The sequence below is a fragment of the Bdellovibrio sp. CKG001 genome (assembly GCF_055397465.1).
Genome location: NZ_AP029173.1, coordinates 1,851,097 through 1,871,331 on the forward strand (window position 1 = coordinate 1,851,097; position 20,235 = coordinate 1,871,331).

The window sequence follows — 20,235 nt, forward strand, 5'->3', positions numbered from 1 at the left end:
AGAAGGGTTCAAAAATATAAATAAAATTATCTGCCTGCATCCTGTTATTGATATGATTCAACTGCGCCACTCGAAAAATCATTTAATCACCGTTCCCGTGGTCATAATTCGATTCAAAAAAAGATTCGATCCTCTGTGCTTCAATTTCAGCAAGGGCCTTCTGCCACTCCATCATTGAGTCTTTAAACGACGAGTTTGGCCTTGCCGAATAAGAAGGGCTACCCACGGAAAAACCTCACCAGGCGGGCCAGCGCACGACTAATTAGAAAAATGATCCCGATGGGAATAAGACCGAGGGTTGCACCGACGAGGTTCCACAAAAAGGCCCACAAAAGGATTGCCAGAGTTGTCATTGTTACCTTCTAAAGAACTGCCCAGCATGAATAGTTTCAGCGGGTAGGTTGAGGGGTTCTTGCTCTTTGACCACCATCTCGCCTTTGTCGTTTTCAACAACCACGGTGCTAGTTTCATCGCTGGCCTTCTTTTTCTGTGCGAAAAGAACTCTGAATTTTTTAATCGCTAAAAGCAGGTATGAGATCCCGAACGCGGCCCATGCAAAAATCTTTGGGTCCTTCGATTCCAGATCCGGGATGTAAGCATCAATCAGCTTCGACAGATACCTGGCGGGGGCTTTTGTTTCCTCGTCGGTCGGCGTAATATCAACGCCAGCCTTCCAGCCGATGAAATCAAACGGCGCTTTGCAGATTTCAGCGGACAGTGGTTCGATTTCATTGATCTTGACCAGATCCCCTTCGACCTTGCGGGAAGCGGCGGGGCCTTGCCCTGGGGGTTTTTCGTTTGCCTTGGGTTCTGCGCCGGGATTTTTGCGCCAGCCAACCGGGCGCCCGCGCCCACGTTTGGGGGCGGCTTGCTCTTCGAGTTTTGCGGTGCTTTCAGCGATCACCTGAGCCAGATCCGGCTGCCCAGGTGGCTTTTCAAGTACGGGTGTGGTTTGGTTTTCAGTCTGCATAGCAGGCCTCAAAGGCTTTTAGCACAAAGTATCTCGCGCATTTCAAAAGCTGGACAGACTTAACTTTCTGCTCCGTGGCATAGACTTTTGCGTCCATGACCGCTTCGATTTCATCAAAAAGCGCGTGAAGTTTTAATGCATAAAATTCTTTGGGCTTGGTTTTGCGAGCAGTCTGGGACTGTGTTTCGGAAGGGGTCGGCACGGTTGCGTTTCCTTGGTTTATTTATTTTTTATTAACTGTGGTGAATAAACCGTAATTATTTAAATCTGGTAATTCAAGGAAAAATCTTAAACAAAGTGAAGTGACTTTAAACGCGCTGCATCCAAAGCCCTAAGTGACCGAAAAGCTTTAGTTTTGCAATGCATAAACGCGGTGCGAAATAAATGAAAGCGGTTTCGCCGCTTCTCGCTCTGAAAAATTCTTTTGTCATTTTGGGTACTTAGGCCTAAATAATATGGCTATAAGCTTTAGTCTGTTTTGAAAAAGGGTATGCTGGGCTATGCCTTTAAGGATTCTTTCGTGGTTTCAATAACTTAGCTTGACCTTCCAAAATCAATTCTGGAATTATATCTGTATTATACAACGACTTACATTGTGAAAAACAATATAAATGTTGTGTAATGCAATAGTCTAGAGGGGTTTAAATGGAAAAGGATCTCCAGGGTCTGGTCGAGGACCCGCTGCAAAAGGCCACTTTAAACGAGAGCTTTATAGAGGATGAAATAGGCCCTCGCTCAAAGACCTCGCTGCGTATGCATTATGAGGCCCAGGTTCAGGTCATCCAGAATCAGATCGGGGATTTGGAGAAAATTCGCGCTGATTTGGGGCTTTCTCAGCGCAAGATGGCGCAACTTCTTTTGGTCGATCCATCGAGCTGGACTCGCTGGGTGAAGCAGGGGGATGAAGCTCCTCCACATATTTGGCGGGCTTTGCAGTGGTATTTGACCCTGCGGGAAAAGATCCCGGGACTGACGCCGAATTACTTCTTAGGATCGAGCCCCCAAGTGCTGCATCAGCAGGCGCTTCAACAGTTGGATTTGGAGCGCCAAACCCGCAAAGAAGAGATTGAAAAGCTGTCAGCAGATCTTCAAGGTGTGTTTCTGGAGCGCGATCGCCTGCAAACGGAGCTTCAAGTCTTGAAAAAAGACCTGAAATTTCACAGAAATACCAGTATAGTTGTCCTTCTTGTTTCACTCGCCTGGGCGGGCGTCTTTTTCTTTTGGAAAGGTCTATGATTAAACACGACTCCATTCGATTGCTTGCGACAAATCTATTAAAATCCGCGATTGGTCGCGCTTATCCAAATACAGATGTTTCCGCTCTTGAAGACGACATTTATAAGTCTTTGGTGAATCCTCCGAAATCAGAGCTTGGCGATCTGGCCTTTGGCTGTTTTATCCTGGCTAAAAATCTTAAAGCGGCTCCCCCGCAGGTGGCAGCGGCCGTGGCGGCTGAACTGACGGGATCAACCGGTGTACAGGAATCACAAGGGGCTTTGACCGCTGTGGCGGCCGGTCCTTACATTAACATTCGTTTCAATGAACAAACTCACGGGGAGCAGGTTTTAGCAACGATCCTGAATGGGGCGTTCTTTAAGAAGCAACTGGTGGAAAAAGCCCCGAAAACCATGATCGAGTATTCCCAACCCAACACCCACAAGGAGCTTCACGTGGGTCACATGAGAAATCTGTGTCTGGGGGATGCTATTGTCAGAATGCTTCGTTATAGCGGTCGTGAAATCGTGTCTTCGACTTTCCCGGGCGACATGGGCACGCACGTGGCCAAATGTCTTTGGTACATGAAAAAACACAATCAAGAGCCGGTTCCGGAAACGGGAAAAGGCGAATGGTTGGGCAGCATGTATTCCAAAGCCAATCTGCTTTTGGAAGATCAAAACGGAACTCCGCAGGAAGAAATCAATCGTCAGGAACTAACGGCGATCCTGCACCAATTGGAAGGCAAGTCCGGTCCTTATTATGACCTGTGGCTGGAGACACGAGAATGGTCCATTGCCCTGATGAAGAAGGTCTATGACTGGGCCGATGTAAAATTCGATGAATGGTATTTTGAGTCTGAGATGGACACGCCTTCTGCGCAATGGGTGAAAGAGCTCTACGCCCAAGGCAAACTTGAGATGTCCCAAGGGGCCATTGGTAAAAACCTAGAGGAAGAAAACCTGGGTTTCTGCATGCTTTTGAAGTCGGATGGCACGGGGCTTTACGCCACCAAGGACTTGCTTTTGGCGAAACACAAGTTTGAAGATGTGCATATCGAAAAGAGCGTTTACATCGTGGACATGCGCCAGGCTTTGCACTTCAAGCAGGTCTTCCGTGTTTTGGAATTGCTGGGCTTTGAGCAGGCAAAAAACTGCTTCCACCTTCAGTACAACTATGTCGAGCTTCCAGACGGCGCAATGAGTTCCCGCAAAGGCAATATCGTGCCTTTGACCGCGCTTGTTCATAATATGGAAAACCATGTAAAGACCACGTACTTAAGTCGTTACAAAGGTGAATGGAGCGAAGAGGAAATCGAGAAAATCGCAGGTCAGGTGGCCAAAGGGGCGATCTTCTATGGAATGCTTCGCATTGATACCAACAAAAAGATCGTCTTTGATATGAACGAATGGCTGAAGCTGGATGGTGAGTCCGGTCCATTTGTGCAGTACTCCTATGCTCGTATTTCCAGCTTGGGCCGAAAGTTCCCGCGTACGGCTGGAGCTAAAGTGGATTGGAGTCGCCTGTCTCACGCCTCAGAACGTCAGTTGATGCAGTCTGTGGCAGGTTTCAACAGTGCGGTGGCCCAGGCGGCTGAGAACTTCAAGCCCGCGGCTATTTGCACTTATCTGTATGAGTTGGCCAAGAGCTTTAACGTCTTTTATCACGAGTGTCCGATTGGGACAGAAAAAGACGAGGCGGTTCGCGAAGCGCGTCTGGCTTTGAGTGAAGCCGTAGGTCTTGTGCTGAAGAACGGTTTGAATGTTCTGGGAATGCCAGCTCCTGAAAAAATGTAGTTTTATTGAGCATATAGGCCTCTGATTGAAAATGCGGAGGCCTCACCTTATACCCCGCATTAACGCTAGTCTTTTTACTCAATTGGACCCATGATCTTTCGGCAATTCAAAAAAATGAAGGAGCCTACATTGGGAACTTTTGAGATTATCTCTAAGCATGGTGATCATGAGCAGGTTGTTTTCTGTAACGACCCTCATGTTGGTTTGAAAGCGATCATCGCTATTCACAACACCTCTTTGGGGCCTGCATTGGGCGGCACCCGTATGTGGAACTATAAGAACGAAGACGAGGCTCTTGTTGACGTTCTTCGTTTGTCCAAAGGTATGACTTATAAAGCAGCCGCTTCCGGCCTGAACTTGGGTGGTGGTAAGGCTGTAATCATCGGCGATCCTAAGACTCAGAAATCTGAAGGTTTGTTCCGTGCCTTCGGTCAGTTCGTGAACTCTTTGAACGGTAAATACATCACGGCTGAAGACGTGGGGACGTCTGTTCAGGATATGGAGCACATCTATATGGAGACTCCTTGGGTGACTGGTATCCCGAAAGATTTCGGTGGATCTGGCGATCCGTCTCCGTACACTGCGCACGGTGTTTTGATGGGGATCAAGGCTTCTGCGAAGGAAAAATTCGGCACAGACGCTTTGAAAGGTCTTCGTATCGCAGTTCAAGGTCTGGGGAACGTGGGTTCCAACCTTGTAAAATACCTTGTTGAAGAAGGCGCTGTGATCACAGTGGCTGATATCGACACGAACCGCACTAAAAACATCGCAGACAAATTCGGCGCGAAAGCGGTTAGCTCTGATGACATCTTATTCACAGAGTGTGACATCCTTGCTCCATGTGCTTTGGGGGCAATTGTGAACGATCAGACCATCACTAAGTTTAAAACAAAAGTGATCGCGGGTGGCGCGAACAACGTCCTTGCGGAAGCTCGTCACGGGGATCAATTGAAAGAACTGGGCATCCTTTACGCTCCAGATTACGTTATCAATGCCGGTGGCTTGATGAACGTGTTTGTTGAACTTGAGGGTTACTCTCCAGAGCGTGCGTTTGAAAAAACCAAGCGCGTTTATGACAATATCCTTAAAGTTTACGAAATCGCAAAACGTGACAATATCGGGACTCACACAGCTGCGGACCGTTTGGCTGAAGAGCGTATCAACACAATTGGTCGTCTCAAACAACGTCACCCAGGTAAATCTTCTCGCGCGTTCACTACGCTTCGTGAAGTTCACAACCGCTAGTCGGCTGGTAGTCGGCAGAGCTTCGGCACTGCCCGGCAGAGCTTCGGCACTGCCCGGCAGAGCTGGAGTGCTGGTAGGCACGCAAGCTGAAGCAGCTTAAAATTGGGGTCGAAAGACCCCTTTTTTTATGCGCCGAGTGATTGACAACCCACCTCGACCAAAGAACAATCTTTCCTCGTAAATAGTTATTTTAATTAGCCGTTTCAGCGAGGAAGAATGAGCACAAAGATTACTAAAGACGATTTGAAGTCCCCAGATCAGGTTACACAAACTTTGAGAAAAGGTTTCGTATGGACGACGGGCCACTCCAAACTTGTGATCACAGCCGTGGCTGTCTTTGTGGTTGTGGGTGCCGGGCTTTCCCTGATGGGTTACCTTGCAAATAAAAAGGAAACTGAACAGCAGGAAAAGTACTTCGTACTTGAAAAAGCCTACACCGAGAAAAAACGTGGCTTTGAAGAAGCGGCTCGTGCTGAAACGATCAATGCTCAAAGCAAAGACAAAAAGAATGTTCCTGCATTTGATCCTGCCAAGAAAGCTTCCGGCGATCTTCAGAAGGACTATGGAACTGTGGTTGCTGGATTTGAGGCCTTCATCAATGAGGCTCCTAAGACAAAAGCTGCTCAGATGGCCGCTTTGAACCTGAGCGAAATCTATATCAACTATAAAAAATCAGATGAAGCTTCCGCGGTCTTGACGAAGGTTGAACCAGGACTTTCCAAGGGTGATGTGCTGACGGGTCTGATTTTAATGCAAATTGGGAACGTGTTGGCAGACAAAGGTGATTGTAAAGCGGCTGTTGAAAAATGGCAGACTCTTGTAGACTCCAAAGGTCTGGCTTTTGCGCACGACGAAGCGAAACTTCGCATGGGTTTGTGTTTTGAATCCATGAACGATCTGGCAAAAGCGGAAGCGCTTTACACGGAAATCGCACAAAAAGAAGATTTGAACACGACCGACTTTGCCGCTTCTAAAGAGGCTCAGAAATATCTTCGTCTTTTGAAAGCGAAGAAAAACCTTTAGTCCTTATTGAGGGATATCAATGAAGATTGTCCTGCTTGGCGCTCTTTTGATGACTTTGGTTGGGTGCTCCACTCTGAACTCCGGTTTGGAAAAATGGAGCTCCCTGAATAACAGCAAACGTGAATACGAAGTCAAAACCGCCTGGGTTCGTCGCACCACCGAAAAAGACAATCTGGGATTCCGTAAAATCAATCGTATGACTCCGGTTTTGGCTGGGGATCTGATCATCCAGGGTAACGGCATGGACGGGATTGTGGCGTACAGCCGCGATAACGGCCAGGAACGCTGGAGACTTCCGATCTCCAATGGGGCGGAACCCAGTGCCACCCTGATCCGCGACCGTCTTTTTGTCGGTGCCAGTGATGGAAACTTCTATTCCATCGAAGCCAGCACCGGCACGGTTCAGTGGACCTTTGCAACCAAATCTGAAAACCTAGCGGCTCCATTGTTGGACGACGGCATTGTCTACTTCCTAGCAGGCAATAGCGTATTTTACGCACTGGATGCGGCTACGGGACGTCAATTGTGGTTGCATTCCCGTCAGGACACATCGCAGTTCTCGATCCGTGGGGGCAGTCAGGCGGCCTTAAGCAACGGCATTTTGTATGTCGGCTTTTCTGATGGATCATTGGTGGCTTTGAATGCCAAAAATGGATCTGCGATCTGGGAAGTCCAGTTGAATCGCAACAAGCGCTTCCGCGATATTGATGCCACCCCGGTTGTCGATGGCAATCAGGTCTATGTGGCAGGTTATGACGATAAGCTTTATTGCATTTCCGCAGACAAGGGCGAAATCCTTTGGCGTGTGGATGGTGGCGGCTACAGCGCTGTGACCATCGTCGGGGAGAAGTTGTATTATCCTACAACAAACAGTGAAGTTGTCGCTTTAAAGAAAAGCAACGGTGATAAACTGTGGTCCTATAAGCTGAAGGAAGGCATTGCGACCCAGATCAAGCCCTATAAAGGGGTCTTGGTATTTGGTGAGTCTCAGGGCTTCCTGCGCTTTATGGATGCGAACTCCGGGGCTGTGATTGGTGGCTTTGAGCCTGGTCGCGGTATCCTGTCAGCGCCGCAAGTGGATGAAAAAAATGGCCGGGTTTACTTCATCTCTGGTGAGGCGAATCTTTGGGCCATGGACGCTGGATGGATTAAAACCCCTTACTTTTAGGAGTAAGCTATGAAAAAGTTCGCAGTATTGTTGCCTGTTTTTGCGTTGTTGGTCGGTTGCACACATGGCAATTGTCGTACACAAAAAGATGCCAGAAAGAACGCCACTGCAAGCGAGGTGATTGTGGATAAATCCAAATCGACAGATCGTGTGAAGGTGTTTAAATACGACGGCTCTTTGCAATGTGGTCAGGGGAAGCAGATTCCCGTGGCTGAAATGCAAAAAGACCTGAAGGGTATCCAGGTCTTTTCTTCATCTAACCAAAATGACGGAATGATGCGTATTCAGCTTTGTGGAAGTCCTACAGGCAACGCTAATGTTTACGAAATTGATCGTAAGGATTTAGACGCTGCCCTGAAGCTAGGCTTTAAAGAGTGGCTGGCTGAATAAACACGCGTTCTTTAATTTTCTCTGTCGGAAGAGGTCCTTCACCTGGGACATAACGTCCTTCGATGATCAGGATCTCATTCGGCTTTTCGATATTTCTTAGCAATGTTTCCATCACTTTACCGGTCGCATCCAGTCTTTGGATCAGCATCACTGCATCCGGATCTGTGGCACCGATACCCATTACTTCTGCCTGACGGCCGTAAGTGTAAGCGAAGTCATTGTCGAAAGCTTTCAAGCGGCCCAGATCGACGTCCTTCATTGCGCGGAAGGAAGCTACGTTGATACGGGATTTCAACTGAGCCTGCAGGGCTGGATCCATGTGTTTTCCGTACTCACCAACCACCATGGCACCCATAGCGAAGGCTTTACCGACCACTTCACGTTTGGACGTGGAGTACCCGTAAGACACACCGTATTTAGGACCACTTCTGTGGTGATCAATCGCCATTTCGATCATGTCTCCATTCAGAGTTTCTTTGTTGTACAAAGCAAAGTCCTGCTTAATAGCTTCCAGCAGTGGAGTGCCATTGCGGATCGTTCTTAGAACATTATTGGAAGCCAGGTGAGTTGCTGGTTTTTTGAAGTAGTTCAGCAATTCAGCGCGGGATGGTTCCGCTGTTCTGTTGGAAAGACCGCGCCATACAAGCAGGTTCTTGTCGTACCAGCGGTTGATTTTAGCGTCCCAACGGCTCTTGGAGCTGGCTGTTGTGACACCGAAGGTGTCGATAAAGTCCGGTTCAACCAAACGAACACCGATCTCACGCTCACCATCTTTGTCGTGCACGAAGCGCACGGTTTTGGATTTATAGTATTCCACGAACATGTCAGCGATACGGGACATGGCGCGCAGACGGTCAGTCTGGATTTCCTGCTTCAACTGCGGATGTGTCTGCACCAGAGTTCTCAGGAAGGCACCGAACTGATCACTGTTCAATTTTGTCTGAGCATAGTTTTCAACTTCTTTCGCAGTTCCTTGTTTTTTCAGGGAAATATTCACCATCTCAGGCAAGCCCGGGTACAACAGTTCCGGAGAGTATTCCACCGTCAGACCGTTTTTGATACGGTAAGCGATGTCCGCCTGCAACTGGGCACTGTTAACCACGCCTTTGTGAACGTATTCACGCCATTCTTTTTGAGAAACCTGAACATCCAGGAAAGGATCCACCAGGCGCACTGGAGGCAGACCTTCTTTGGTCAGAAGATAGTTCATCACCAAACGAGTCGTGCGGCCGTTCCCATTTAAAACCGGGTGGATAGCCACCAGATCGCGCTGCAAATCAGCTACGATATCGATATAACGTTGTTCGTTGGCACCGACACGGATTTCACCCAGTTCGGCGCGCTCTTTATTGAAGCGGGCAAAGCGTTCTTCCACCAGAGCTTTGGTGAAGGCCTGCTCCAACGCCGCCGGACCCTGACCTTGGTAGCTTGTGCCATGCTGGGCACGATAGTCCATAATCTGTTTGTAAACTGCCGGGTGGGAGTTTTTGATGATATCAACAGTGGCTTGCTTTGGCGTTGTCACAAAAGGATAGTGGATACGGCCACTGATTAAAGTCGTGTCGCCGGTCTCCATCACCATGTCTTTGTGCTTGCCCCAGATCTTGATGTTTCTCCAGACATTTTCATTCAAGTTGCTGCGATCGTGAGAACCTTCTTCGAAGGAAAGGTAAGGATTTTCCTTAACAACTTCCACTTCCTTGGGTTTCATTTTAAATTCACCGGCAACATTACCCATCCAGTGACCATTGCGCCATACACCCAACTGTTCAGAGCGAATGCCTTCAACTCCGTCCACCATGATACGCTTATGGATTTCAGTCAGCAGCTCTGCGGTAACCGCAGGTTTTTCTTTTCTTAGATAGTTATCACGAGCGTTGATAAAGCCGTTGAAAGGTGCCCCTTCCCTTAGCTCGCCGCGATCGTACATCTTGGTAAAGTCAAAAGTCTTGCGAGTGCCTTCCAGGAAGTTGGGAAGAATCTCTTTGGCTGTGTGAGTGTAGTCGAAGAACTCCACGGCCGCGAGCAAGTGCTCGACTTCGGCCTGTCTTTTAGGCGGCAGGGTTCTGATGGTGCTCCAAAGATTGGTTTTGATCTCTTTATAGTTCAAGAGCTCTTTTGGAGTTGGCATCTGTTTGGTTTCGGATCTGAGACCGAAATCCACACCACGGGCCTTGATTTGTGGATCTGCGAAAACGTATTCGCACATCGGGGCCGCATGAGCAGGACTCAAGAAAGCCAGGGTCATCCAAATAGATAAAAACAAACGCGTCACTTTATGCCAAGACATAAGCAAACTCCTCTTCCTCATGTCCTTACCAAAGCAACGCCCGTGCTAGGTGATAAGCAATATAAAGGACTTAAAAGGCGGGGAGAGCAGGACTCCCCGTCTCAGAATGAGAAAAGCGCAATTTGCGTAAGCAGCCGATCAGAGTTTAGACAAGCCTGAAGGGGAGCCAGCTTTAAAGATTCAGCGGTGTTTTAGAAGAATCTGAACCGCTTCTGTGAGTTCTTCTTCAGTGTTATGAATATGCGGAGTCAGGCGCAGCAATTGAGCCCCCGGCAAACGTGGCAAACCCACCTGCAACGGTGTGTTCTCAAGGAAAATCCCCTTAAAGGTTGCTTGAGGAAACTCGCTGGCGTTGTAACATAAAAAAGCGGAGTTATAATTGTTCACCCGCATGAAAACTCCAGCTTCAGCCAAAGAGTTTTTCAGGTATATCATGCGCTCTTGAATCTGCGCCCAGATCACTTCGGGTTTGTGAAGATTCCAGTAATCCAGGGTGGATTCCAGACCATAGTACGTCGAAAAACTTTGTGAATGAGACCACAACATGCGCGAGGCAAATTCTCCGGGCTGGCCAAAGCTTGACATATTGGGCGGCGGATTTTCAGCTGTGGTCCAAGAGCCGTATTGCGGATTTAAGTGCTTTTGATGATCCGAATGAACCCAGCCAAACGCAGTTCCTTTCGGGCCCATAAACCATTTGTGAAGATTTCCGGCATAAAAATCCACATCCTTCAGATCCTGCGTAAAATCCAGCTCCAATAATCCCGGTGCGTGAGCTCCATCAACCACCAGTAAGACACCTTTTTCACGCAACGCCCGGGACAGTTTTCCCAACGGGATCACCAGACCATTGCCGGTGAAGATATGACTGATTAAAAGCATCCTGGTTTTTTCCGAGATCGTTTTAAGAATGACTTCGATCACGGACTCATCGCTTGAACAGTCATAGAGGGCGCTCAGATCCTCGCTGCGCAATGATAACCTATCACGCTGCGCTTTGTGCTTCAGGATGTTGACGACAGCGCCGTACTCAAATGTGTTCGTCAGAATCTCGGAATTGGCGGGGAGTTGAAGCCCCATGATGATTTCATTTAAAGCCAGAGTGACATTGGGGCGCAAAAAAAGATCTTCAGGCCGGGCCTTTAAAAACTGTCCCAAACCTTGCTGAATTTTCCATAAACGAGCCCAGGCTTGGCTATAACCGGAGGAGGTGTTCTTTTCAAAAGCTTCCAGTTCGGCCTTTTGCTGATCAATCACCACCGAGGGACAAAGACCCAGGGTGCCGTTGTTCAGATTAATAAACGAAGTGTCTTTGTACTTGGCAAAATCCTGGGAAAAGTTCTGAAACATAATCTAGTTGTTACGAGCTTTGCAGTTTCGCAGGGACAGGTCTTCGCTGGTTTGCAGGGACAGTTGACCGCTCTTCAAAAGTTCACGGATATCCATCCACAGCAAATAGTAATGCCATTCACGAGGAGCTCTTTCGGATACGCCGTGATCTGGCAGAAGTTTTAGATCTTTGGTCGCCAGAACCACTTCAAGAACCTGAGGGTTTTGGCGAAGCTTTTCAATCAAAGCCTCCCAGATCAACTGATAATGTTCCTGAGGCTCTTTTGTGGCAAAAGGAATCACTTTGCCTTCGAAGGTCACCCAGTTGGCGTCGTTTTTTTCCATCAGGAAGTTGGCATACCCACCGGCACTTTTAGCGGCATAACCATTCATTTGAGACACTTGCTGGCGCGTGTATTTCCAGTTCTTCGCCCATTTCCAGCGCGGATCATTTTCAGTTTCCGGGTATTTCATCATCTGCCAGAAAGCTTCCACCGTCGGATAACAAACACCACGGAAGACAAACGGAGTTTCCGTGAAATTTGAAAGCAAGCCCAGTTCGTTGCGTTTACTAAGCACAACTTCTTTGTAACCCGCATCCTGCGGAAGAATTTCCCAGGACTTGGCCTCTTCGCGTGGTACCGGTTTCCACCAGTGCGCAGGGAATTCATTCTTCCAGGAATCATCTGTTTGACCTGCCGGCGTGATCGGTTTTTGAGGAACCTCTGCTGAATTAGGCTTGGTGCAACCCACCAGAAAAGTCGTTGGGATCAAGAGCCATAAGATCCAGAATGCTTTCATAAAAGTCCCCCTCAAAAAGTTCGTCCAGAGACTAACGAACCTTGCGCCGGAATACAATTCTGACCGAATGCATTAATGGTCAAAAAACGGTTCGTTTAGGGAGTACTATTAATAAAGCTCTTTGGAGGGTTCTGCTTATGGAAATCGGCTTTTTTGGTGCTGCAGGAACGGTGACTGGTTCCAAGTTTTTAGTCCACGATGATGGCACACGTATTCTGGTCGATTGTGGGATGTTTCAAGGCTTCAAAGAGCTCCGCGAGTTGAACTGGGATGATTTCCCGCTGGATCCCCGGGATCTGCAAGCTGTCGTGCTGACCCATGCTCACTTGGATCATAGTGGGGCTTTGCCTTTGTTGGTGAAGCGGGGATTTAAGGGGACTATATACTGCACCCAACCCACATTGGAGCTCACGGAAATCATCCTGCTGGATTCCGCCAAGATCCAGGAAGAAGATGCGGAATACGCCAATAAAAAAGGGTTCTCTAAGCATGCTCCGGCTCTGCCTTTGTACACCACAGAGGATGTAGAAAGAACCTTGCCGCTGTTAAAGGCGGTGCCGTTTCATGAGGAATTCCAAATTGGCACATTAAGGGTTTGTCTGTATAGCAGCGGGCATATTCTGGGAGCTTCTTCCGCATGGGTGTCCAACGGCGAAAAAAGCATCTATTTTTCCGGCGATTTAGGACGAAATAATGATCCATTAATGCCACCCCCAGAGCCTCCGGCAGAAGCTGATTATATTGTGATGGAATCCACTTATGGAGACCGTGATCATTCACCGGTCAGCTCTAAAGATATTCTTAAACAATGCATTTTAGAGGTGGCAAAATCACGGGGAGTTTTATTAATTCCAAGTTTTGCCGTCGGACGAGCGCAGAATTTGTTGCTTGAAATCACGGAGTTAAAAAGAGACGGGGAGGTCCCCGCCCAAATCCCCGTTTATTTCAACTCCCCCATGGGCCACGAAGTTGCAAAACTCTATGAGGAATTCCCGCACTTCCATCGTCTAGGTCCGGGTCAATTTGCTGAAATCATGGCCGAGGTTCATTCAGTCAAATCAGCCGAAGATTCCAAGGCGCTCAATGATGATAAATCCGGGCCTAAAATCATTATTGCAGCCAGCGGAATGCTGACTGGTGGCCGAGTTTTACATCACGTGAAAGCTTTTGGACCGGATTCGCGAAATATCTTGCTGTTGGCAGGCTTTCAGAGCCCGGGAACTCGCGGACACAGCTTATTAGCTGGCGCTAAAGAGCTTAAAATCCATGGACTTTATGTGGATATAAACTGCAAAGTGGTTCCTTCGGATTCGTTTTCAGCCCATGCGGACCGCACAGATCTGATCAATTGGCTTAAACAGGCACCTAAAAAACCGGCCAAAATCTTCCTGGTTCATGGCGAAAGCGTGGCTGCGGATGAGCTTCGTAAACGCATCGATAAAGAGCTCAAATGGATCGTTTCAGTGCCTAGAATGAACCAGATTATAAGCACTTAGAGGGTTTTTCTTAGGAAACCCCTCTACCTATCGTTACATAATATAACTTATCAGAAGATTTTATGGGCCACCTCTTGGAATTAAGTGCTTCCATTTTTTTAGCTGGTGAAAGCTGAGAATCCTCTGAACTCATAACAAATTCATTGAAATGATATCAATCTGACTCACATTGAGTGGATTTAATCTAAAAGAATCTTAATGCTGCCGATAAGATAAGCATGAAGATTTTTTTAACTTGGACGTCGCGGATTCTCTTCATGCTGTCTGCCTTTTCACAGGTACAGGCGGCCCCCAATGCATTGACCTATCAAGGTCGCATCATCAAGGCCGACGGAGTTCCGTTAGAGTACAGCAACACCAGCTTTCTATTTGAAGTCACCAGTCCTAACGGAAACTGTGTGATTTATCGTGAGCAACGCGATGGCGTGAATATGCTCGACTCCAAAGGGGTTTTTGACGTGCCTATTGGGTCGGGGACCAAACTCTTCCCTGCCGATCCCCTATTCACTTTGCTGGAGGCTTTCAACAACTCCCGCACTCACAACTGCTATGGCGGCTCGACTTACACGGCATCATCCAATGACATTCGTCTGCTGAAAGTGCAGTTTCATGACGGCTCGGGCTGGAAAGTGATTTCTCCCTCGAACGAAATTCGTTCTGTTCCGTTTTCGGCCTATGCCCTTGCCGCAGAAAAACTGGGAACCAAGACCGAGAATGATTTTGTTATAAAGACCGGACTTCCCACCTGTTCGACCAATGAATTTTTGAGCTGGAATGGGACCGACTTAAGCTGTGCTCCCGTGACCGGAGCTAGTGGCGGAACGGTCACAAATGTGACTGCGGGGAATTCTTATTTGAGCGTGACGAACAACACTTCCACGCCGGTGATTTCTATTAACGTGGGCACAGCTGCTGGCACCGTGGCCTCTGGAGATGACAGCCGCTTCAGCAATGCTCGCACTCCGACAGGACCTGCAGGTGGAGATTTAGCCGGGACCTACCCTAGTCCTTCGGTTGTAAAGATTCAGAATATTCGAGTTTCTAACACGGCTCCGACCAATGGGCATTTCTTTAAGTTTGATGGGTCTCAATGGGGTGGTTCAACGATCGCCATTAGCGATGTGGTAAATCTTTCTGCGACGTTGGGAACTTATCACACAATAGCGGCTTTTAACTCAGCGGTGGCTTCCGGTAACTGCGCCGCTCATCAAACGCCCTATTGGAATTCAGTTTCCGGTTCTTTCCTATGTCAGGCCATCAATGTGTCCGTCGCAGGTGATGTGAGTGGAAGCATTGGCAATGTGTCCGTGAATAAAATCAAAGGCGTTGATGTTGACACCACCGGACTGGCCCCTGGACAGATACTTAAGTATGACGGTTCCAAATGGTTGCCCTCGAATGACAGCAATGCCGGTGGAACCGTCACAAATGTTGCCACAGGCACCGGCCTTTCCGGGGGGCCTATTACATCCACGGGAACTATTTCTTTGGCGAACACGACTGTGAGTGCTGGATCTTATGGATCCACAACTCAAGTTCCCGCCTTCACAGTGGATGCTCAAGGTCGTCTGACCGCCGCTGGCAATACGTCCATCGCCTTTCCTGTGACTTCGGTGGTGGGAAGAACAGGTGCCGTGTCTTTGGATTACGGCGATATCAATAGTGCCGCTACAAAGTATCTGACCTACAGACCCAACAACGTGGCTTGTTCTGATGGTCAGGTTTTAAAGTGGATCTCCGCCAACTCCCGTTGGGAGTGCGCCAACGATACGGATACGTCCTCGGGAGGAACCGTCACCAATATTGCCACGGGCGCCGGACTTTCAGGTGGGCCTATCAGCTCCACAGGAACTATCTCGTTGGCAAACACCAGTGTTACAGCAGGAGCTTACAATCGTGCGAATATCACCGTGGATGCGCAAGGGCGCTTAACGGCCGCCAGCAATGGAGCTGCCATCAATCTGACTTCAGAGGTGACGGGAGCTTTGCCTATCGCCAATGGCGGCACCGGACAGATAACAGCCACTGCCGCCTTCAATGCCCTGGCACCAAGCTCGCTCAAAGGGGATTTAATAGTCAGTAATGGGACGAACAACATCCGCCTTCCCGTAGGCTCCAACGGCCAAGTGCTGTCTGCAAACTCAGCTCAAGGGTCAGGCCTTCAATGGATATCCCCGACCAACGGCACGGTGACAGCTGTTTCCGGCACCGCTCCCATCGCCGTTGCAAGTGGAAGCACCACACCGGTTGTTTCCATCAGTGATGCCACAACATCCGCCAAAGGAGCTGTGCAAATTGGTGCTGGCATCGCAGTCTCTTCAGGAACCATCAGCGCAGACCCGGTTAATTTCCCCACGGCAGTCCCTGTTGCAAAAGGGGGAACCGGTGTGACCTCATTCACTGCCAACCGCCTGCTTGCCACGAATGGATCTGGAAATGCCTTGACCACCTTTAATTGTGCCGTGGGTCAGCTTGTCACCTTCGATGGTACCGGCCTGATGACTTGTTCCGCCTTCACAACAGGAGCGGTGTTCGTGAATGGCGGTAACTCCTTTGGAGCCACAGCCACCCTGGGAACCAATGATGCGCAGGCACTGGCCTTGGAAACTGCGGGTGTCACACGTATGACGATAGACTCCTCCGGGCGCGCCGGACTGGGAACTACAAATCCCTCTTCTCTTTTGGAAGTAGGGGCAACATCTGATGCCTACGAGGCTGTGATGATCAAAAATAATCACGCCACGGGAACTTCAACCGCGGCCAGTTTCCAGGCGCTCAACGATAAAAACGGTATTTACCTGGGCATCATCGGCTCAGGCAACACCAACGTAGGTTATGGCTCTCCGGGAGACTCTTTCATTTATAATTCCGGTGGAACGGCCACAGGAAAAAATTTGAATATCATCAACAATCAATCCGGAAAGATCCAATTCTACGCGGGATCGACGGCGGCTGGCCCGGTTCGAATGGCCTTGGATAATGCCGGCAATGTCGGCGTGGGAACGGCTTCGCCCCAGTCGCGTCTGCATGTCAACGGTGGCTCTTTGCGCGTCGAAAATACCGGAGGCGAATCGCTTCTGATCTCTCGCCCTGCGGGTGCCTTCGGCTATCTCAACTTTACCACGGCCACCAGTCGCCGCTGGCATATGGGCATTAGCAGTAATGCAGAGTCCGGCAGCAATGCCGGCTCAGACTTCTACATCAATCGTGCCGACGATACGGGCGCCTACATTGATACCCCTATGATGATTTCACGAGCCACGGGCGCTGCGACCTTCAAGTCTAATATCAATACCGGCAGCCGCATCTTCATGACCCTGGATGGAGTCAATAACGCCTTTATCGGCCCACAGGGCACAGGAACAGATCAGGAAAGAACCGCCATCGGTTTTAATGCAAACCCCACAACAGGAATCGTCAATGAACTAATGTTCCGCATCAACAATATGGACGCCGGAAAGTTTGTTCTAAACTCCCCAACGGCTCCGTTTTTAAAGCTGAATCCTGCGCCGTTGACATCTCTTCCCGCGTCGTGGGGGGGCGGATTGTGGTCCTGGGATATCTATGCAGAAGCTACCTTGGCGTTGGGAAAAAACGGAAGTCAAAACGTCTCATTTAGCTACACCGGAAATGGCACAATGGCGGGAACACTGACACAAAACTCGGACATTCGCTTAAAGGAAAACATTCAACGTATCCCCTCAAGCCTTGCGAAGATCGAGGAATTGACCGGTGTCACATACAACTGGAAGGACAAGGAACGAGAGCAAAACCGCCAAATTGGATTGATCGCTCAAGAAGTCCAAAAGGTGTTTCCCGAGGCTGTTCGCAAAGCTCCGAATGGCTATCTCAGCGTGGCTTATCAAAATCTGGTGGCCCCGATCATTGAGGCCATAAAAGAACTTCATACGCACTACCAAAGCCAGCAGGCTGAACTGACGGCCTTAAAACAAGAAAATCAGGATCTTAAAAACCGCCTTGAAAAGCTGGAAAAGAAACTGGAGCACATCGACTAGATGATCCGATCTTATCGAGCGCTGCCTTATGTGGTCACAAGGCAGCTATTCAGTAATATATTTTTTGTAGATTTCCTGCAGACTCCCTTTTGACTCCAGCTTGTTCAAGGACTCGTTAAAGGAGTTCCTGAGCTTGACGCTGCGAAAGGCAACGGAATAATGAGACTCCCCAAAAAGCGGGTGTTTCTCGATGTCCGGCAACTTTTGTTTCGCGCTCATCTCTTCAAGATTCTTTTGAACGATCTTCAGTGTTCTCTCTTCACAGATAATCACATCTACACGATCTGACAGAAGCATTTTGATCTGTCTCTTTTGATCGGCATATTCTTCATAGTTTTTGTTCTTTGCCACCGCACTATCAAAGTCCGCTCCGATAAAGTGCCGTGCATTCTGAAATGCAATAACCCGGTACTTGGACAAATCACTCAAGGTCTTAAGCTGAATTTTTCGCTCTTTCATCGTCCAGGCGAAATTTTTAAATGTGATATAGGGATCAGAAAGATGGAAGTTGGGCATGTTGGTGATCGTGGCCATCGCATCCACCCGCCCCAGCTCCAGACTTCTTACAGATCTTGCCGGAGGTTGAAAGATCGGGGTCATCTCATAACCCATGTCCAAAAAAACCCGACGAAGAATTTCAACTTCCAGGCCGCTTTCTGTGTCTCGAATCACATAAGGGGGTTTGTCCAAAGAAAAGGCCACCCTCAGCGGGGTCAGAGCTTCACTGAGGGATGTAAAGGCCAAAATAAAAAAAACAACCAATGCCTTCAAACAAATCTCCAGTGATTATTATCCCTCCACGGCTCGCCATTCAAAAGTCTTATTTCAATCTTAAACATTACATTATGTGCGACGACATTCTTTTTCGTCCCCTGAGGATTGTGAAAACTCACTGTAAGTTTCATTTGTAAGAGACTATTTCTTTAGCAGGTTTTGAATTTCCGAGAGATGGGTGATTTCGTAGTCTGGTTGAAAAGAAAAATTATGTTTCGACTTTTCCGGATTAAACCAGCAACTGCGCAAACCAAAATTACGTGCTCCCAGGATGTCGGTTTCCATCCGATCACCAATAACCACGGCAGAATCCTTATGAAACCTTTTCGCCATCCTGGCGCTGTGCTCGAAAAAGCGAACATCGGGTTTCGCATAACCGCATTCTTCCGACACGCTGGTAAAACTGATATACGGAGCCAACTTTGAATTTTCAATGCGCTTCATCTGAACCGCGTGCATTCCGTTGGTGATAATGCCAATTTCACCCCGGGCCGCCAGCCACTGACAGATCTCTTCGGCGTGATCCATCAGCACCACGGTTTCTGGCAAAGCCTCCAGATAGCGGTCGCTGGCCTTGTGGGGATCGATTTCAATTTTAAAGGCCTCAAAGACACGGCGGAATCGTTCCACCTTCAGGTGTTCTTTGGATGTTTTGGCTTCTTCAAAAAGAGTCCAAAGCCGGCGATTTTCCACCTGGTACATGCGATACAATTCATCCAGGCGATCATGCACCCCCAAGCTTTGTAAAACAGTTGCAAAAGAAAGCCGTTCGGATTCCTTGAAATCCAGCAGGGTGTCATCCAGATCAAACAAAAACAGATCGTATGGCATATAATCAGATTAAACTTTCCAACGACAAAGACCTAGTCCAGTTCCGCGGACGCCTCAAGTCCCCGCCGAATCAACTCCCGCCCGGCTTGAATTCTTTTTTGATGGGACGGGGAGCCCAGCACAACAGCAATCGTCCTCTCCCCGCCTTTTGCCAAAGCTTTTTTCGCACTGATCATCACACACCAACCCGAAGCTTTGATATACCCGGTCTTCATCCCATCCACGGCCGTCGAGGAGCCCAAAAGTTCATTGGTATTTTTCTTCCTGAATTGATTGTAAGTGAGCTCCGGCAAAGAGGAATATTCAAAGTACTCAGGATGTTTTTGACTGATCGCCTGTGCCAACTTCATCAGATCCCGGGCCGTGGAGTAATGGCCAAACGCAAATAATCCTGTCGGATTCACAAACGAACTGTTCTGCATTCCGATCTCCTGGGCTGCCAGGTTCATCATACCAACGAAGCGCTTCAGGCTGCCCCCGACATGGTTTGCCAAAGCCAAGGCCGCATCATTGGCGGACACGACGATAAGCCCTTTAAGGAGCTCTCGAATGCTAATGTATTCACCTGGCTTTAATTGCATCTGCGATTCCCCTGGGCGGGTTTGCAGGACCAATGCGGGCACTTCAATCTGAGTCCTTAAGCTTAAACGCCCTTCTTTGATTTCTTTGAAAACCACATAGGCCGTCAGGACTTTTGTTAATGAGGCCGGTGAGAATCTCTTGTCGGGCTCAAAGGCGTCCAGGATTTCTCCGGAGGGAGTCTTAAAAAGAACCCACGATTGGGCCTCAATATTGTGTGCCTCAACGGATTGATGACTTAGAAAAAACAGAAGGAACAAGCCTGCCGCTTTCATAAGAGCCTCGTGACATCAAGATACCACGAAATCATCT

Annotated in this window: 15 protein-coding genes; 8 read left to right on the top strand and 7 right to left on the bottom strand. The window is 48.6% G+C overall.

The annotated features are described in order from the left end of the window. Positions 1-355: 355 nt before the first annotated feature. The gene (locus tag ACZ50P_RS08965) at positions 356-970 is read right to left on the bottom strand and encodes a hypothetical protein (RefSeq protein ID WP_464130677.1); all 615 of its coding nucleotides are present in this window, start codon (positions 968-970) and stop codon (positions 356-358) included. A gap of 645 nt (positions 971-1,615) precedes the next feature. On the opposite strand from ACZ50P_RS08965, the gene ACZ50P_RS08970 reads away from it, so the two are divergent. The 6 genes from ACZ50P_RS08970 to ACZ50P_RS08995 all read left to right on the top strand — a co-directional run bounded on the left by ACZ50P_RS08970 (position 1,616) and on the right by ACZ50P_RS08995 (position 7,807). Beyond that, the gene (locus ACZ50P_RS08970) at positions 1,616-2,206 is read left to right on the top strand and encodes a hypothetical protein (protein ID WP_464121239.1); all 591 of its coding nucleotides are present in this window, start codon (positions 1,616-1,618) and stop codon (positions 2,204-2,206) included. Further along, positions 2,203-3,981 (top strand): arginine--tRNA ligase, encoded by a 1,779-nt coding sequence (gene argS, locus ACZ50P_RS08975; protein WP_464130679.1) that lies wholly within the window; start codon positions 2,203-2,205, stop codon positions 3,979-3,981. The genes ACZ50P_RS08970 and argS overlap by 4 nt, the downstream gene beginning before the upstream one ends. A 114-nt stretch (positions 3,982-4,095) precedes the next feature. Further along, complete coding sequence (locus ACZ50P_RS08980; protein ID WP_464135198.1) at positions 4,096-5,226, top strand: Glu/Leu/Phe/Val family dehydrogenase; 1,131 nt, start codon at positions 4,096-4,098, stop codon at positions 5,224-5,226. A 216-nt stretch (positions 5,227-5,442) separates the two neighbouring features. After that, entirely contained in the window at positions 5,443-6,249 is an 807-nt protein-coding gene (locus ACZ50P_RS08985) for a tetratricopeptide repeat protein (RefSeq protein WP_464130680.1), read from the top strand. Positions 6,250-6,268: 19 nt separating this feature from the next. Further along, a complete protein-coding gene (locus ACZ50P_RS08990) occupies positions 6,269-7,417 on the top strand; it encodes an outer membrane protein assembly factor BamB family protein (protein ID WP_464130681.1) in 1,149 nt (382 codons plus the stop codon). A 9-nt stretch (positions 7,418-7,426) separates the two neighbouring features. After that, positions 7,427-7,807 (top strand): hypothetical protein, encoded by a 381-nt coding sequence (locus tag ACZ50P_RS08995; protein ID WP_464130683.1) that lies wholly within the window; start codon positions 7,427-7,429, stop codon positions 7,805-7,807. Here the strand turns inward: ACZ50P_RS08995 and ACZ50P_RS09000 are convergent. The 3 genes from ACZ50P_RS09000 to ACZ50P_RS09010 all read right to left on the bottom strand — a co-directional run bounded on the left by ACZ50P_RS09000 (position 7,785) and on the right by ACZ50P_RS09010 (position 12,227). Beyond that, complete coding sequence (locus ACZ50P_RS09000; protein WP_464130684.1) at positions 7,785-10,097, bottom strand: Fic family protein; 2,313 nt, start codon at positions 10,095-10,097, stop codon at positions 7,785-7,787. The genes ACZ50P_RS08995 and ACZ50P_RS09000 overlap by 23 nt on opposite strands. Positions 10,098-10,277: 180 nt before the next feature. Continuing rightward, a complete protein-coding gene (locus ACZ50P_RS09005; RefSeq protein ID WP_464130686.1) occupies positions 10,278-11,447 on the bottom strand; it encodes an aminotransferase class V-fold PLP-dependent enzyme in 1,170 nt (389 codons plus the stop codon). A 3-nt stretch (positions 11,448-11,450) separates the two neighbouring features. Continuing rightward, positions 11,451-12,227 (bottom strand): NADAR family protein, encoded by a 777-nt coding sequence (locus ACZ50P_RS09010; protein ID WP_464130687.1) that lies wholly within the window; start codon positions 12,225-12,227, stop codon positions 11,451-11,453. A gap of 137 nt (positions 12,228-12,364) precedes the next feature. On the opposite strand from ACZ50P_RS09010, the gene ACZ50P_RS09015 reads away from it, so the two are divergent. Both ACZ50P_RS09015 and ACZ50P_RS09020 read left to right on the top strand, forming a co-directional pair. Beyond that, entirely contained in the window at positions 12,365-13,723 is a 1,359-nt protein-coding gene (locus ACZ50P_RS09015) for an MBL fold metallo-hydrolase RNA specificity domain-containing protein (protein WP_464130689.1), read from the top strand. A gap of 257 nt (positions 13,724-13,980) precedes the next feature. Further along, positions 13,981-17,739, top strand: a complete 3,759-nt coding sequence (locus ACZ50P_RS09020) for a tail fiber domain-containing protein (protein ID WP_464135201.1) — start codon at positions 13,981-13,983, stop codon at positions 17,737-17,739. A 45-nt stretch (positions 17,740-17,784) separates the two neighbouring features. Here the strand turns inward: ACZ50P_RS09020 and ACZ50P_RS09025 are convergent, their stop codons facing one another. From ACZ50P_RS09025 to ACZ50P_RS09035, 3 genes are all read right to left on the bottom strand, one after another. Continuing rightward, complete coding sequence (locus tag ACZ50P_RS09025) at positions 17,785-18,510, bottom strand: substrate-binding periplasmic protein (RefSeq protein ID WP_464130691.1); 726 nt, start codon at positions 18,508-18,510, stop codon at positions 17,785-17,787. A gap of 144 nt (positions 18,511-18,654) precedes the next feature. Then, positions 18,655-19,344 carry a YjjG family noncanonical pyrimidine nucleotidase gene (locus ACZ50P_RS09030; protein WP_464130692.1) on the bottom strand — a complete coding sequence of 230 codons (690 nt, stop codon included), beginning with the start codon at positions 19,342-19,344 and terminating at the stop codon, positions 18,655-18,657. A gap of 32 nt (positions 19,345-19,376) precedes the next feature. Next, the gene (locus ACZ50P_RS09035) at positions 19,377-20,198 is read right to left on the bottom strand and encodes a D-alanyl-D-alanine carboxypeptidase family protein (RefSeq protein WP_464130694.1); all 822 of its coding nucleotides are present in this window, start codon (positions 20,196-20,198) and stop codon (positions 19,377-19,379) included. Positions 20,199-20,235: the final 37 nt, after the last annotated feature.

Coding starts and splice junctions, on each gene's coding strand:
- ACZ50P_RS09020 (WP_464135201.1), top strand. CDS start 13,981: ATGCTGTCTGCCTTTTCACAGGTACAGGCGGCCCCCAATGCATTGACC.
- ACZ50P_RS08995 (WP_464130683.1), top strand. CDS start 7,427: ATGAAAAAGTTCGCAGTATTGTTGCCTGTTTTTGCGTTGTTGGTCGGT.
- ACZ50P_RS09000 (WP_464130684.1), bottom strand. CDS start 10,097: ATGTCTTGGCATAAAGTGACGCGTTTGTTTTTATCTATTTGGATGACC.
- ACZ50P_RS08980 (WP_464135198.1), top strand. CDS start 4,096: ATGAAGGAGCCTACATTGGGAACTTTTGAGATTATCTCTAAGCATGGT.
- ACZ50P_RS08985 (WP_464130680.1), top strand. CDS start 5,443: ATGAGCACAAAGATTACTAAAGACGATTTGAAGTCCCCAGATCAGGTT.
- ACZ50P_RS09005 (WP_464130686.1), bottom strand. CDS start 11,447: ATGTTTCAGAACTTTTCCCAGGATTTTGCCAAGTACAAAGACACTTCG.
- ACZ50P_RS09035 (WP_464130694.1), bottom strand. CDS start 20,198: ATGAAAGCGGCAGGCTTGTTCCTTCTGTTTTTTCTAAGTCATCAATCC.
- ACZ50P_RS09030 (WP_464130692.1), bottom strand. CDS start 19,344: ATGCCATACGATCTGTTTTTGTTTGATCTGGATGACACCCTGCTGGAT.
- ACZ50P_RS09010 (WP_464130687.1), bottom strand. CDS start 12,227: ATGAAAGCATTCTGGATCTTATGGCTCTTGATCCCAACGACTTTTCTG.
- ACZ50P_RS08990 (WP_464130681.1), top strand. CDS start 6,269: ATGAAGATTGTCCTGCTTGGCGCTCTTTTGATGACTTTGGTTGGGTGC.
- ACZ50P_RS08970 (WP_464121239.1), top strand. CDS start 1,616: ATGGAAAAGGATCTCCAGGGTCTGGTCGAGGACCCGCTGCAAAAGGCC.
- ACZ50P_RS08965 (WP_464130677.1), bottom strand. CDS start 970: ATGCAGACTGAAAACCAAACCACACCCGTACTTGAAAAGCCACCTGGG.
- argS (WP_464130679.1), top strand. CDS start 2,203: ATGATTAAACACGACTCCATTCGATTGCTTGCGACAAATCTATTAAAA.
- ACZ50P_RS09015 (WP_464130689.1), top strand. CDS start 12,365: ATGGAAATCGGCTTTTTTGGTGCTGCAGGAACGGTGACTGGTTCCAAG.